The organism is Streptomyces lincolnensis, from assembly GCF_001685355.1.
Classification (GTDB): domain Bacteria; phylum Actinomycetota; class Actinomycetes; order Streptomycetales; family Streptomycetaceae; genus Streptomyces; species Streptomyces lincolnensis.
Map to the genome: position 1 here is coordinate 1759872 of NZ_CP016438.1, position 14426 is coordinate 1774297.

The window sequence follows — 14426 nt, forward strand, 5'->3', positions numbered from 1 at the left end:
ACGCTGGCCGGATGCCGGTCACCGTTCTCCTCGTCGACGACGAGCCCCTGGTCCGCACCGGTCTGCGGGCCGTGCTTGAGGCCCAGCCCGACATCGAGGTCGTCGGGGAGGCGGCCGACGGGGCGGCGGTGATCCCGCTGGTGCGGCGGCTGCGGCCCGACGTGGTCGCGATGGACGTACGGATGCCGCTGCTCGACGGCATCGAGGCCACGCGCGCGGTGCTGCGCACGGTCGACGATCCGCCGAAGATCCTCGTGGTGACGACGTTCGAGAACGACGAGTACGTCTACGAGGCGCTGCGGGCCGGTGCCGACGGGTTCCTGCTGAAGCGGGCCCGGCCGGCCGAGATCGTGCACGCGGTGCGGCTGGTCGCCGAGGGCGAGTCGCTGCTGTTCCCGGCCTCGGTACGGCGGTTGGCCGCCGAGCACGGCGAGAACGGCGGCAACCGGGCGGCCCGCGCCCTGCTGGAGCGGGCCCGGCTGACCGAGCGGGAGGCCGAGGTGCTGCGGCTGATGACCCGCGGGCTGTCGAACGCCGAGATCGCCACGCACCTCGTCGTCGGCGCCGAGACGGTCAAGTCGCACGTCAGCGCGGTGCTGGCGAAACTGGGGGCGCGGGATCGCACGCAGGCGGTGATCACGGCGTACGAGTCGGGGTTCGTGGCGCCGGGCTGAGTGTGCGGCGGCCTCCCCGGGTGCCTCCCGCGCACGCACCGGGTGCCGTCCGCGCACTCGCCGGGCGTCGCCGCGCCGAGTACGATCCGGCCAACACGCGCACGAGCTGGGAGGACGGACGGTGGGGCGGCTGACCGGCGGGGATCCCTCGCTGCTGCGAAGGATCAATTCCGCGGTGGTGCTGCACGCGCTGCGCGCCACGGACAACGCGACACTGACCGAGATCACCCGGGTGACCGGACTGTCCCGGCCCACCGTCGAGGGCGTGGTCGAGGGGCTCATCGAGGCGGGGTACGTCGTCGAGAAGGCGGCCGACGAGAGTGTCGTACGACGGCAGGGGCGGCCCGCTCGGCGATTCCGGTTCCGGGCGGAGGCCGGGCATCTGCTGGGCCTGGACATCGGCTCGCACCGTGTCGCCGCGCTGCTGTCCGACCTGGACGGGCGGATGCTCGGTGCCGTCGCCAAGGACGTCGACGAGTCCGCGCCCGCGGACGAGCGGCTGGAGCGGCTGCGCACCGCGGTGGCCGAGCTGCTGCGGCGGGCCGGCATCGCGCGTGACTCCCTGCGGGCCGTGGGCGTCGCCTCGCCGGGGATCGTGGAGGCGGACGGCACCGTACGGCTGTGCGCGGCGCTGCCCGAGTGGACGGGGCTGCGCCTCGGCGAACGGCTCAGCCGCTCCTTCAAGTGCCCGGTCCTGGTGGAGAACGACGCCAACGCGGCCGCGGTCGCCGAGCACTGGAAGGGTTCCGCCACCGAGTCCGACGACGTGGTGTTCGTGCTGGCGGGACTGAGCCCCGGCGCCGGTTCGCTGATCGGCGGGCGGCTGCACCGGGGATACGGCGGGGCGGCCGGCGAGATCGGGGCGCTGCATCTGCTGGGCCGCGAGGTCACCCCGGAGACGCTGCTGTCCACCACGGACGAGCCGCTGCATCCGCTCGACGAGCAGGCCGTCGCCAAGGTCTTCGCCCAGGCCCGGGAGGGCGATCAGCGGGCCCGCGCGGCCGTCGACCGCTTCATCCAGCGGCTGGTGCACGATGTGGCGGCCCTGGTGCTGGCCCTCGACCCGGAACTGGTGGTCGTCGGCGGCTGGGCGGCCGGCCTGGACGGCGTACTGGAGCCGCTGCGCCGCGAGTTGGCCCGCTACTGTCTGCGCCCGCCGAACGTCACGCTGTCCCTGCTGGGCGAGGCGGCCGTCGCCACCGGCGCCCTCCGGCTGGCCCTGGACCACGTCGAGGAGCAGCTGTTCGCCGTGGAGGGCACGGTGACGGCCCGACGCTGACGAGGCGTCGGGCCGCGTCGGCGGGCTGCTCGGCTCCGCCGAGAACGGCCCTTCTCACGAGTCAGCGCCCCGGACAAGCGTCCGGGGCGCTGCTCACGCGAGCGCGAGTACGAGTACGAGTACGGCTGTCAGGACGCCTTGCGCTCCGGTCCCTGGTGGATCTCCACGCCGCCGGAGTCGCCGAAGGTCAGCCGGCAGGTGTCGGCGCGGTACGTGGCCACGGAGATCGCGGCGACGCGGCCCCCGGCGAAGTACCGGGTGGTGACGACGAGGACGGGGGCGCCCGGGAGTCGGTCGAGTTCCTTGGCATCGTCGGCGCGGGCGGAGCCGAGCTCGACGGCGTTCTCCCGGCCCTCCAGCTCCAGACGCTGCAACTCGCGCAGCACGGCACGCGCGCGTGCCGCACCGGAAGGCGCGTCTATGGCCGAGAGATCGGGCACCGACGCCTCGGCGACGTAGAGCAGTTCGGCGGCGACCGGCTGGCCGTTGCTCGTGCGGGAGCGCCGCAGCGTGTGCACGGGCCGGTCGGCGCCGGTCTCCAGGGCGGCGGCCACCGCGGCGGGCGGCACCTCCAGCGTGCAGTCGACGGGCTGCCACGTGTCACCTGTCGCACCGGGCCAGTCGTGCTGCTCCGAGCCGCCGACGGCCACACCCACGCGGGGCGGGGCGACCGTCGTACCGACTCCGCGGCGGCGCTGGAGCCGGCCCTCCAGTTCGAGCTGTTCCAGGGCCTGCCGGAGCGTGGCGCGGGCGACGCCGAAACGGGCGGCGAGATCGCGCTCGTTGGGCAGGATCTCGCCCACGGAGAATTCGGAGTCCAGTGCTTCACTGAGCACGGTCTTGAGATGCCAGTACTTCGGTTCCGGTACCGATTCCAGCTGCGTGGTCCCCACCCTGTCCTCCGCAATCGCCGTGGTCCGGCGGCGTTTTAGCGCCCTTGTTTATTAAAGGTTGTTGCACTTCTCTGTGACCATAAGGCGGCCCCCACCCTTGGTCAATACCAATCCTCGATCCCCGTGAACGTTCACGAAATCAGATGCGCGGAGCGTTCACGGAGTGTTCTCGAAGCGGCTCTCCGTGGGGCGGCACGGTGCGTCAGACGGGCAGGGATCCCAGCTTGTCGGGGTTGCGGATGATGTACACGGACTGGATGAGCCCGTCGACGACATCCAGCTGGACGACGGAGTCGGGCTTGTCCCCCGAGAGGATCAGCAGCGCGGGCCCGCCGTTGAGCTCCAGGTAGCGGAAGGACACATCCGGGACGGCACCCTTGCGGGCGACACCGAGGACGAAGCGGCCCACCTTGTCGGCCGACTCCATGACCCGCACCGGCGCCTTGGACTTGCCGCCACTGTCGCCGACGAGCCGGACGTCCGGCGCCAGCAAGGACATCAGCCCCTCCAGATCGCCGTCCCCGGCCGCGGCCAGGAACCGCTCGGTGAGGTCGCGGCGCTGGGCGGGGTCGACCTCGTAGCGCGGCCGGCGTTCCTCGACGTGCCGGCGCGCCCGCCCGGCGAGCTGCCGGACGGCCGGCTCCGCGCGCTCCAGCATCGCGGCGATGTCGGCGTAGGGGTAGCCGAAGGCCTCCCTGAGGACGAAGACCGCGCGCTCCAGGGGCGAGAGCGATTCCAGGACCACGAGGACGGCGAGGGAGACGGTGTCGGCGAGGACCGCCCGCTCGGCGGTGTCGGGCACCGTGTCCCCGAAGTCGGTGACGTACGGCTCGGGCAGCCAGGGGCCGACATAGGTCTCGCCGCGTGCCTTGACCTGGCGCAGCCGGTCGATGGCGAGGCGGGTGGTGACGCGCACCAGATACGCGCGCGGCTCGCGCACCTCGCTCCGGTCGGCGGCCGACCAGCGCAGCCAGGCCTCCTGCACCACGTCCTCGGCGTCGGCGACCCGCCCGAGCATGCGGTAGGCGACGCCCAGGAGGACGGGGCGGTGTTCTTGGAAGACGTCGGTCACGGTGTCGGTGGTCACGGCTCCATCCCAACCCGCCCCGGGCCGTCGTGTCCAGGCGATTGCGGCGGGGCGACGGTGGGGGTTCGGCGGGACGTACGGGGTCGGCCACCTTCAGGGGCTACCCGCCGGTAGTAATTGCTGACAAGCTGTCTACACCGTGTCCGTCAGCAAGGTCTTGTTCAGCAAGGTCTTGTCCTGTCGAGGAGCCCCCTCATGTCCGCCACCGTCTCCGTCACCGTGCCCTCCGCGCAAGGCGCCCGGTCGGTCACCGTCTCCTACACCCGCAAGGGCAGTGGTGAGCCGCTGCTCCTGCTGCACGGCATCGGACACCACCGGCAGGCCTGGGACCCGGTGGTGGACATCCTCGCGGCCGAGCGCGACGTGATCGCCGTGGACCTGCCCGGGTTCGGTGTCTCCCCCGGCCTGCCCGCCGGCCTCGCCTACGACCTGTCCACCACCACCTCGGTGTTCGGCGCCCTCTGCGAGGCCCTCGACCTCGACCGGCCGCACGTGGCGGGCAACTCGCTCGGCGGTCTGCTGGCCCTGGACCTCGGCCGCGAGAAGCTCGTGCGGTCGGTGACCGCCCTGTCCCCGGCCGGGTTCTGGTCCCAGGCCGAGCGCCGCTACGCCTTCGGCGTGCTCCTCACGATGCGGCGCGTCGCCGAGCGGATGCCGCTGCCGCTGGTCGAGCGGTTGTCGCGCTCGGCGGCCGGGCGTGCGGCCCTGACGAGCACCATCTACGCCCGCCCGGGCCGCCGTTCGCCCGAAGCGGTCGTCGCCGAGACCCTCGCCCTCGCCCGGGCCACGGGCTTCGCCGAGACCCTCCGGGCAGGTGCCGGCGTCCAGTTCACCGACGACATCCCCGAGATCCCGGTCACCCTGGCCTGGGGCACCCGCGACATGCTGCTGATCAAGCGCCAGGGCATACGCGCCAAGCAGATCATTCCCCAGGCCCGCCTCGTACGGCTCCCCGGCTGCGGACACGTCCCGATGAACGACGACCCCGCCCTGGTGGCCCGCGTACTCCTCGACGGCAGCCGCGACAGCCGCTGACCCGGCGGAGCGGGACAACGGCCGGTCCCACGAGCCGGGCAGCCCCGGCCTCGGCCCGGCCCCGACCCCGATGAACGACGGCGCCGCACTCGTGGCCCGCGTACTCCTCGACGGCAGTCAGCGGTCCCGTGAGCCGGGCAGCCCGGCCCCGATGAACGACGACCCCGCGCTGGTGGGCCGCGGACTGCACCGAGCACGGCAGTCAGCGGCCGTACCGAGTCGGCCGGCCACGAGGCCGCCGCACACCGCAGGCCCCCGGTCCCGCCCAGCGGGGCGGCCCCGGGCCCTCGGCCCAGCAGTTCCAGGCCCGACCTCGCACGACGGTCCCGGCGCCACGGGGCACGACAGCCGCCGGCCCCGCCACACACGGCAACCAACGGCCCCGCGGGCCGGACAGCCCCGAGCCGCCGCGCACAACACATCACCGGTCTCGCCGGCCACGCCCCGGCCCAGCTGGGCCAGTAGCCCACGCGGCTCCAGCTCGCATGGCGGCCCCCGTCCGACCGAACACAGCAACCACCGGCCCCGGGGCCGGGCATCCCCGCCCCACCCCGCGCAGCAGCCCACGACGCCACCGCGCGAGGCGAGTCCCCGGTCCACTGCCCCGGCATGGCGAGTCCCGGGCCCTCGGCCCAGCAGCCCTTGACCCGACCGGGCACGACAGTCCGGGGCCCACGGGGCACGACAGCCGCCGGCCCCGCCACACACGGCAACCAACGGCCCCGCGGGCCGGACAGCCCCACCCCCGGCCGTACATCGCACATCAGGGTCCCGCCGCCCAGGACAGCCCCGACCCCCGTCACCCACGACAAACCCCCGGCCCTACCGGCCCAGCACCGCCGACCCCACCGAGCACCATCCCCCCGCCCGGCCCCGCCAAATATCGCGGCCCCCCGTCACCGCCCGGACTAAGGTCCCCTCGCATGGCCCCCTCGCACCCGGACCCCGCGCACCGCCCGCCCGCCGATCCGCCCGCCGATCCGTCGGCCGATCCGCCCGCCGATCCGTCGGCCGATCCCTCCGCCGCCGCATGGGAGTTGCTGCTTCCCGCCGCGTCGGCGCCGGCCCGGGCGCGAGGGCGTTCGCTTCAGGCGGCTCTGCGGGAGGCGGTGCGGGCGGGGCGGTTGGCGGCGGGGACGCGGATGCCGTCGAGCCGGGATCTGGCGGCGGATCTCGGGGTGTCGCGGGGGCTGGTCACGGAGGCGTACGAGCAGTTGACGGCGGAGGGGTACCTGCGCAGCGGCCGGGGCGCGGGGACCTGGGTGGGTGATGCCGTACGGGCCGCGCGGCCAGGGGCGCGTGATCTCGCTCCGCGCACCGAGGGCACCCGGGCGAACTTCGTGCCGGGCACGCCCGATCTGTCGCTGTTCCCGCGTGCCGCGTGGGCGGCGGCGCAGCGGGAGGTGCTGGCGGACCTGCCCCACCAGGATCTCGGCTACCCCGACCCGCGAGGGCTGCCCCGGCTGCGCACCGCGCTGGCCGAACTGCTGGCGCGGCGCCGGGGCGTGGTCGCGGACCCGGAGCGGATCGTGGTCGTCTCCGGGGTGACCCAGGCGACCGCGCTGCTCGGTTTCGTGCTGCACGCGCGCGGGGCGCGGTCCGTCGGCGTCGAGGACCCGGGCAGCCCGCAGCACTCCGAGCTGTACGCCTCGGCCGGTGTCACCACCGTTCCGCTCCCCCTGGACGACGAGGGACTCGCACTCGGACCGCTGCGTGCCTCGGGCGTCCGGGCCGTCGTGGCGACCCCCGCCCACCAGTACCCCACCGGGGTGGCCTACTCCGCGCGGCGGCGCGCCGAACTCCTCGACTGGGCCCGGTCCGTGGACGGCCTGGTCCTGGAGGACGACTACGACGGGGACTTCCGCTACGACCGCGCTCCCGTGGGCGCGCTCCAGGGCCTCGACCCGGAGCACGTGGCCTACACCGGCTCGGTCAGCAAGTCCCTCGCCCCGGGGCTCCGGCTGGGCTGGCTGCTCGTACCGGAGTCGCTGGTCGAGGAGGTGGCGGTCCGCAAGCGCACCCTCGACCTCGGTCACCCCGCCCTCGACCAGGCGCTGTTCGCCCGGTTCGTGGAGCGCGGGGACTACGACCGCCAGCTGCGCCGCTGCCAACGCGCCTACCGGGAACGGCGGGACGCGCTGGTCGGCGCGCTGGAGGACCACTTCCCCGGCGCGGAGGTGTCCGGGATCGCCGCCGGCCTGCACGTCATCGCCACGCTGCCGGAGCGCTACGGCCCCGAGGAACGGTTCCTCGCGGACGTGGCCGCGGCCGGGGTCGCCGTACGCGCGCTGGCGGACTGTCTGCACCTCGGCGCCGGGAGCGGGGCCTGCGAACCGCACACCGGCGACGACAAGAGGGACGTACGCCTGGTGCTGGGGTACGCGCACCTGTCGCCCGGCCGGATCCGGGACGGCGTACGGATGATGGCCGAGGCGGTCACCGGGTGACCGGGGCGCCCGCAGTCGCCGCGCCCGGGGATTCGCACGCGAGTTCCCCCGTCGCCGCGGTCAGTTGTTCACTTGTGGTTTCCGTGTGCGCTGCGCCGGACCAGTAGGTGTGGCACTGCACACTGGCCGGATCCCGTCCCTGGAGGCGCATCCATGTCCCACCGTCCGCTCCCCGGTCGTCGCAGCGTTCTGCGCGGCTCCCTGGCCGCCTCGGCGGCCCTCACCCTGCCCACCGCGGCCGGCGCGGCGCCGGCCTTCGCCCGGTCCGGGCGTCCCGAGGCGGCCTGGGGTGTGCAGACGGGAGACGTGACCGCGAACTCCGGCCTGGTGTGGGTGCGGTCCGACCGCCCGGCCCGGATGATCGTCGAGACGTCCGCCACCGAGTCGTTCCGCAACCCGCGCAGATGGCACGGACCGCTGCTCGGCTCGGGCACGGACTTCACCGGCACCACCCAGGTCTGCGGACTGCCCTCGGGCGAGCAGATCCACTACCGCGTGCTGCTCGCCGACCCGGACGACCCGCGCCGCACCGGCGAACCCGTCACCGGCACCTTCCGCACCGTCTCGGACAAACGGCGTGACGGTGTGCGGTTCGTCTGGTCGGGCGATCTGGCCGGGCAGGGCTGGGGCATCAACCCGGAGCTCGGCGGCTACCGGATCTACGACGCGATGGCGGGGCTCGACCCCGACTTCTTCCTGTGCAGCGGCGACAACATCTACGCCGACGGCCCGCTCACCGGGTCCGTGACGCTGCCCGACGGGCGGATCTGGCGGAACATCACCACCGAGGAGAAGGCGAAGGTCGCCGAGACGCTCGCGGAGTTCCGCGGCAACTTCCGCTACAACCTGCTGGACGAGAACCTGCGCGCCTTCAACGCCCGCGTCCCCTCGATCATCCAGTGGGACGACCACGAGGTCACCAACAACTGGTACCCGGGCGAGATCCTCGGCGACACCCGGTACACCGAGAAGCGCGTCGACGTGCTGGCCGCCCGCGCCCGGCAGGCGTTCTCGGAGTACTTCCCGATCTCCACGCTGCGCCGCCCGAGCGGCCGCGTCCACCGGGTGCAGCACCACGGCCCGCTCCTGGACGTCTTCGTCCTGGACATGCGCACCTACCGCAACGCCAACTCGCCCGACGACCAGAGCACCGACCCGGTCGGCATCCTGGGCCGCGAGCAGTTGGAGTGGCTCAAGCGCGAGCTGTCCCGCTCCCGGGCGGTGTGGAAGGTGATCGCCTCCGACATGCCGCTCGGCCTGGTCGTACCGGACACCGGCGACGGCAAGCCCAACATCGAGGCGGTGGCGCAGGGCGACCCCGGGGCGCCGCTCGGCCGTGAGCTCCAGATCGCCGAACTGCTGCGGTTCATCAAGCACCGGCGGATCACCGGCACGGTGTGGCTGACGGCCGACGTCCACTACACCTCGGCCCAGCACTACGACCCCTCGCGGGCCGCCTTCAAGGACTTCGCCCCGTTCTGGGAGTTCGTCTCGGGGCCGCTCAACGCGGGTGCCTTCCCGGCCAACACTCTGGACGGCACCTTCGGCCCGGACCGGGTCTTCGTCAAGGCGCCGACTGTGGCGAACGTCTCCCCGGCCGAGGGCTACCAGTTCTTCGGCGAGGTCGACATCGACGGCGGCAGCGGGGAACTGACGGTGCGGCTGCGCGAGCAGGACGGGACCGTGCTGTTCACGCAGGTGCTCCAGCCGGGCCGGGTCGGTCAGTGACGCCGACGCCGGAACCTGCACTGAGATCGACATCACCATCGTAGAAAAAACAACAAAAGGTACGGAACCGCGCACTTTACCGGTCGGTCACAATGCGTTCGTGATCACGCAACACCCTTCCTTCACAGTGGCTGCATGACTCGAGACATGTCTGATGTGACGCGTGTGGCGTACCTGTCCTCCCGCTGCGTGGCGGCGTTCCACAGTTGGTGGACACGCCGCCACGGTCATGCGCCGCCGACGGGCGATACCGGCGCCCGGCCGCTGCCGACGGAAGGGCAGGCCGGGCCCGGGGAGAGCACGCTGTGGCGGATGCGGACCACGGTGAAGGACGAGCCGGGGTCGCTGGCCGTCCTGTGCGCGGCCCTCGCCGGGCATCGGGTCGACATCCTCAGCCTCCAGACGCACCCGCTGGCCGACGGCACGGTGGACGAGTTCCTGCTGCGGGCTCCGGCCGAGGCGGCGGCCGACGAGATCACGCGGGCCGTCGCCCTGGCCGGCGGCAGGGACACCTGGATCGAGCGGGGGGACGCCCACGACCTGGTGGACGCGCCGACCCGGGTCCTGGGCCTGGCCACCCGCACCGCGCTGGACGCGGCCGAACTTCCCCTGGCCCTGCGGCAGTTGCTCGGCCGCTGCACCATACGGTCGCTGCCCGCCACTCCGGTGGCCGGCCCGGGCCGGGGTCCGGGGACCGTTCCGGTGGAGGGCGTTCTGGAGGACACCGTGATGCGCCTGCGCGCGCCGGAAGGCGGAGTGATCACCGTGGAGCGGCCGCATCTGCCGTTCACCCCGACCGAGTTCGCCCGGGCACGTGCCCTGGTGGAGCTGGACGCGCGGCTCGGACCGCGCATGCCGCGCGGCCAGGACGTGCTGACGCTGCCGGAGGGCAACGACATCACCGTGAGCCGGGCCGACACGGGCGATCAGGCGGCCGCCAAGGCGATGCACGAGCGCTGCTCGGCGCGGACGCTGGGCATGCGCTACCACGGGCCGATCGGCGACGCCGACCGCTATCTCAACCACTTGCTCAGTCCGCGCTTCGGCCGCACCCTCGCCGTACGGACCGCCTCCGGGCGCATCGTCGGTCTCGGTCATCTGCTGTGGGACGGTGACGAGACCGAGGTGGCGCTGCTCGTCGAGGACGCGTGGCAGCGGCGCGGGATCGGGCGTGAGCTGCTGGAGCGGCTGGTGGGGATGGCCGTCGAGGCGGGCTGCGTGAGCGTGTACGCGGTGACGCAGTCCTCCAACACCGGGATGGTCGCGGCGATGCGGGGGCTCGGACTGCCGCTCGACTATCAGGTGGAGGAGGGGACGCTCGTCATCACCGCGCGGCTGGGGGTCGAGGAGCGGCTTTCCGGTGCGGAGGAACTTCACGTCGATACGGCCACGCGCACCTGAAAGGGCGCCCCGGTGCCTGCACCAGGACAAGGCCCGGTAAACCGGGCTGACGTGTCGGCCGTCCTCGTACGAGGATGGCCGCATGTCTGAGATCAAGAGCCCGCTGCCCCGTGAGATCGCCGACGCCTATGTCGAGGAGCTCGTCGCCCTCGACCCGATCACCGGTACGTTCCTCGGCGTGCGGGAGAGTTCGAGCGGACTGCCCGACACCTCGCCCGCGGGGCAGGAGGCGTTCGCCGAGCTGGCGCGGCGGACGCTGGCCCGCCTGGACGAGGCGGAGCGGCAGCCCGCCGCGGACAGCGACATCGAGCGGCGCTGCGCCCGGCTGCTGCGCGAGCGGCTGAACGCGAAACTGACCGTCCACGCCGCCGACGAGAGCCTGCGTTCCGTCAGCAATCTGAGCTCGATCGCGCACGCGGTGCGTCAGGTCTTCACCGTGACGCCGGCTCAGTCGGAGGAGGACTGGACGGCGATCGCCGACCGGCTGCGCGCGGTCCCGGCCGCGCTGGAGGGGTACCGCGAGTGCCTGGCCCTCGGCCTGGAACGCAAGCTGTACGGCGGGCCGCGCGCCACCGCCACGTTCGTGGAGCAGCTCGGCGAGTGGGCGGACGCCGGCGAGGGACGCGGCTGGTTCGAGGTCTACGCGGCCGCCGGCCCCGAGTCCCTGCGCTCCGAGCTCGACGCCGCGGCCCGCTCGGCCACCGAGGCCGTCGTACGGCTGCGCGACTGGACGCGCGATGTGTACGCGCCGGCGATCGAGGGCGCCCCCGACGTGGCGGGCCGGGAGCGGTACGCGCGCTGGGTGCGCTACTTCAACGGCACGGACCTCGACCTGGACGAGGCGTACGCGTACGGCTGGTCGGAGTACCACCGCCTGCTCGGCGAGATGCGGGCGGAGGCCGAGAAGATCCTGCCGGGCGCGGCCACGCCCTGGGTGGCGCTGGCCCATCTCGACGAGCACGGCACGCACATCGAGGGCGTCGACGAGGTCCGCGAGTGGCTCCAGGGCCTGATGGACGAGGCGATGGACGCCCTCGACGGCACCCACTTCGACCTGGCCGAGCGGGTGCGCCGGGTGGAGTCGCGCATCGCCCCTCCGGGCGGCGCCGCGGCCCCCTACTACACCCCGCCGTCCGACGACTTCTCCCGCCCGGGCCGCACCTGGCTGCCGACGATGGGCGAGACCCGCTTCCCGGTCTACGACCTGGTGTCGACCTGGTACCACGAGGGTGTGCCCGGCCACCACCTCCAGCTGGCGCAGTGGAAGCACGTGGCCGGGAACCTCTCCCGCTACCAGGCGAGCGTCGGCATGGTGAGCGCCAACGCCGAGGGCTGGGCCCTGTACGCGGAGCGGCTGATGGACGAGCTGGGCTTCCTGACGGACCCGGAGCGCCGGCTCGGCTACCTGGACGCGCAGATGATGCGTGCCGTGCGCGTCATCATCGACATCGGCATGCACCTGGAGCTGACCATCCCGGACGACTCGCCCTTCCACCCCGGCGAGACCTGGACTCCCGCGCTGGCGCAGGAGTTCTTCGGCTCGCACAGCAGCCGGCCGGCGGACTTCGTGGAGAGCGAGCTGACCCGCTACCTGTCGATGCCGGGGCAGGCCATCGGCTACAAGCTCGGCGAGCGGGCCTGGCTGCTGGGCCGGGAGAACGCGCGGCGGCGGCACGGCGACGCCTTCGACCTCAAGGCCTGGCACATGGCGGCCCTCTCGCAGGGCTCGCTGGGTCTGGACGACCTCGTGGACGAGCTGTCGGAGCTGTGACCAACGCCGGGCTGTGATCAGCGCCCGGCTGTGATCAATGCCCGGCTGTGATCAATGCCGAGCCGTGATCAACTCCGAGCTGTGGTCAACGCCGGAAACCTCCCTCGGAGTTGATGACCTCCCCGGTGATCCAGCCCGCCTCGTCCGTCGCGAGCCACGCGATGAGGCGGGCCGGGTCGTCGGGCATGCCCCAGCGGCCGGCGGGGAACATCGCGGCGACGGTGTCGTAGTCCTCGCCCGTCATGTAGTCCGTGTCCACCGGGCCGGGGTTGACGGTGTTCACGGTGACGGCGTGTTCGGCCAGGGCGGTCGACAGGGAGCGGGTGACGGAGGCGAGGGCGCCCTTCTGGAGGGCGTAGGCGAGCTCCCACGCCATGCCGCCCGCGATGTCCTGGCCGGAGGTCATCATCATCACGCGCCCGCCCGGGGTGCCCGGCGGCAGCGCGGCCCGCAGCCGGGCGTACGCCTGGACGAGCAGGATCACCGAGCGGGTGTCGACCGCCCAGTGGGTGTCGAGCATCGCCGCGTCGATCTCGTCGAGGCTGCCGTCGCGGCCGCTCTGCGCGTGGTTGGCGACGAGGATGTCGAGCCGTCCGCCGAGCGCCGAGGCCGCGGTGGCGATCAGGTCGGCGGGGGCGGCCGGGTCGGACAGGTCACCGGGTCCCGCGAGCACCTCGGCATCGGGGTCGCCGAGGGCCTCACGCACGGAGGCGACCACGTCCTCGGGGCGGTCGGCGCCCCAGGGCTGACCCGCGTCGTGCGGCACATGGTGGTGCAGATAGACACTCGCTCCGTAGGCGGCGAGGCGCCGGGCCACGGCATGGCCGATGCCGCCGCGCCTGCTGGCGCCGGTGACCAGGGCGGTGCGGCCGCGCAGGGGCAGCGGATCGCGGCGCAGTTCTTCGGGGGTGGGGTGGGGAAGTCGTGGCATGCGGATCATGATGGGCGTCGGCCGGACGGTGACGCACGCGCTTTTCCGGCCCGTCTCGCCCACCCGGGTTCAGAGCCGGCGCAGCTGCACGAGCCCCAGCCAGGTCTCGGCGCCCGGCTGCACCTGGGCGGCGCGCACCGCGTATCTGCCCGGATCGAGGGCGACCTTCAAGTGGTCGGTGCGCACACAGTCGTTGCCCGGCCAGGCGGCGTCGAAGAGCACGACGGGGCCGGGGACCGTCCAGTGCACCTCGGCCTCCCAGACCGCGGTGGCGAGGGCCTTGTCCACACCGGCCAGCAGCTCGTCCTCGGAGTCCGCGGCGCCCCACCGTACGAAGGCGCGGTGCTCGGGCAGGTAGGAGGTGGAGGCGGGTTCGTCGCCGAGGACGAGGGCCGCGGAGTCCCCGACGGGGAGGAGGCCGACGCGCCCGTCCACCTCGCAGGCCCGGTCGTAGTCGGAGACGGTCTCGTCCCCGTCGGCCCCGGCCCAGAACGGCAGGACCGTCTCCGGTACGGCTATGAGCGGACCGCCGCCCGACTCGACCCACTCCACCGCGCCCGGTTCCGCGTATCGCACCATGCGGCAGAACCTACACGCTTGCAAAGCCTTCCCGCCGCCGGTCTCAGCAACCGCAGTCCTCGGCGTCCTCCGGTGCGGTCAACGGATCGGCCGCGCGGCGCCGCCGCCCCTCCCAGGTCTCGAACTCGAAGCCCTCGCGCGCCCAGTACTCGAACCCGCCGAGCATCTCCTTGACCTGGTAGCCGAGTTCGGCCAGGGCGAGGGCCGCGCGGGTGGCGCCGTTGCAGCCGGGCCCCCAGCAGTACGTCACGACCGGCACCGACCTGTCGAGCAGTCGCTCGGCCTGCTCGGGGATGAGGGCGGTCGGGAGATGGATCGCACCCGGGATGTGGCCCTGGTCCCAGGAGGCGGTGGACCGGGAGTCCAGGACGACGAAGCCGGGGTCGCCGTCGGCCGCGAGCACGGCGGCCACGTCGGAGACGTCGGCGTGGAAGACGAGGCTCGCGCGGAAGTGGGCGGCGGCCTCGGCCGGTGCGGCGGGCGCGGTGCGCAGAACGGGGTTCACCGTGAAAGCAGTGGTCATGGCCCTAAAACTACGGCCGGTGACCCGGCGGATGAATGGGCGATCCCCGGCGTTCCGTTTGATCGGCCGGGGATTTCC

At 73.2% G+C, this 14426-nt stretch carries 12 protein-coding genes; 7 read left to right on the top strand and 5 right to left on the bottom strand.

Going from position 1 to position 14426, the window contains the following annotated elements; translation table 11 throughout:
• Positions 1–11: 11 nt before the first annotated feature.
• Both SLINC_RS07745 and SLINC_RS07750 read left to right on the top strand, forming a co-directional pair.
• Complete coding sequence (locus SLINC_RS07745) at positions 12–674, top strand: response regulator transcription factor (RefSeq protein WP_067428285.1); 663 nt, start codon at positions 12–14, stop codon at positions 672–674.
• Between the two features lie 121 nt (positions 675–795).
• Positions 796–1953, top strand: a complete 1158-nt coding sequence (locus tag SLINC_RS07750; protein WP_067428288.1) for an ROK family protein — start codon at positions 796–798, stop codon at positions 1951–1953.
• A 128-nt stretch (positions 1954–2081) separates the two neighbouring features.
• Here the strand turns inward: SLINC_RS07750 and SLINC_RS07755 are convergent, their stop codons facing one another.
• Together SLINC_RS07755 and SLINC_RS07760 are read right to left on the bottom strand one after the other, a co-directional pair.
• Positions 2082–2846 (bottom strand): GntR family transcriptional regulator, encoded by a 765-nt coding sequence (locus SLINC_RS07755; protein ID WP_067428290.1) that lies wholly within the window; start codon positions 2844–2846, stop codon positions 2082–2084.
• A gap of 202 nt (positions 2847–3048) precedes the next feature.
• Positions 3049–3933, bottom strand: coding sequence for an RNA polymerase sigma-70 factor (locus SLINC_RS07760; protein WP_067428292.1), 885 nt, complete (start codon positions 3931–3933; stop codon positions 3049–3051).
• A gap of 195 nt (positions 3934–4128) precedes the next feature.
• Between SLINC_RS07760 and SLINC_RS07765 the strand changes: the two genes are divergently transcribed.
• From SLINC_RS07765 to SLINC_RS07785, 5 genes are all read left to right on the top strand, one after another.
• Complete coding sequence (locus tag SLINC_RS07765) at positions 4129–4968, top strand: alpha/beta fold hydrolase (protein WP_067428294.1); 840 nt, start codon at positions 4129–4131, stop codon at positions 4966–4968.
• 923 nt (positions 4969–5891) lie between these two features.
• Positions 5892–7415: a MocR-like pyridoxine biosynthesis transcription factor PdxR gene (pdxR, locus tag SLINC_RS07770; protein WP_079164449.1), complete on the top strand. Its 1524-nt coding sequence runs from the start codon at positions 5892–5894 to the stop codon at positions 7413–7415.
• 153 nt (positions 7416–7568) lie between these two features.
• Positions 7569–9143 carry an alkaline phosphatase D family protein gene (locus tag SLINC_RS07775; RefSeq protein ID WP_067428296.1) on the top strand — a complete coding sequence of 525 codons (1575 nt, stop codon included), beginning with the start codon at positions 7569–7571 and terminating at the stop codon, positions 9141–9143.
• A 147-nt stretch (positions 9144–9290) separates the two neighbouring features.
• Complete coding sequence (locus SLINC_RS07780; RefSeq protein ID WP_225988279.1) at positions 9291–10544, top strand: GNAT family N-acetyltransferase; 1254 nt, start codon at positions 9291–9293, stop codon at positions 10542–10544.
• Between the two features lie 82 nt (positions 10545–10626).
• Positions 10627–12315 carry a DUF885 domain-containing protein gene (locus SLINC_RS07785; protein WP_067428300.1) on the top strand — a complete coding sequence of 563 codons (1689 nt, stop codon included), beginning with the start codon at positions 10627–10629 and terminating at the stop codon, positions 12313–12315.
• Positions 12316–12400: 85 nt separating this feature from the next.
• On the opposite strand, the gene SLINC_RS07790 is transcribed toward SLINC_RS07785, so the two are convergent.
• The 3 genes from SLINC_RS07790 to SLINC_RS07800 all read right to left on the bottom strand — a co-directional run bounded on the left by SLINC_RS07790 (position 12401) and on the right by SLINC_RS07800 (position 14348).
• The gene (locus SLINC_RS07790) at positions 12401–13246 is read right to left on the bottom strand and encodes an SDR family oxidoreductase (RefSeq protein WP_067445142.1); all 846 of its coding nucleotides are present in this window, start codon (positions 13244–13246) and stop codon (positions 12401–12403) included.
• A gap of 69 nt (positions 13247–13315) precedes the next feature.
• Positions 13316–13825 carry an immunity 21 family protein gene (locus SLINC_RS07795; RefSeq protein ID WP_067428302.1) on the bottom strand — a complete coding sequence of 170 codons (510 nt, stop codon included), beginning with the start codon at positions 13823–13825 and terminating at the stop codon, positions 13316–13318.
• A 43-nt stretch (positions 13826–13868) separates the two neighbouring features.
• Positions 13869–14348 carry a rhodanese-like domain-containing protein gene (locus SLINC_RS07800; RefSeq protein ID WP_067428305.1) on the bottom strand — a complete coding sequence of 160 codons (480 nt, stop codon included), beginning with the start codon at positions 14346–14348 and terminating at the stop codon, positions 13869–13871.
• Positions 14349–14426 lie beyond the last annotated feature (78 nt).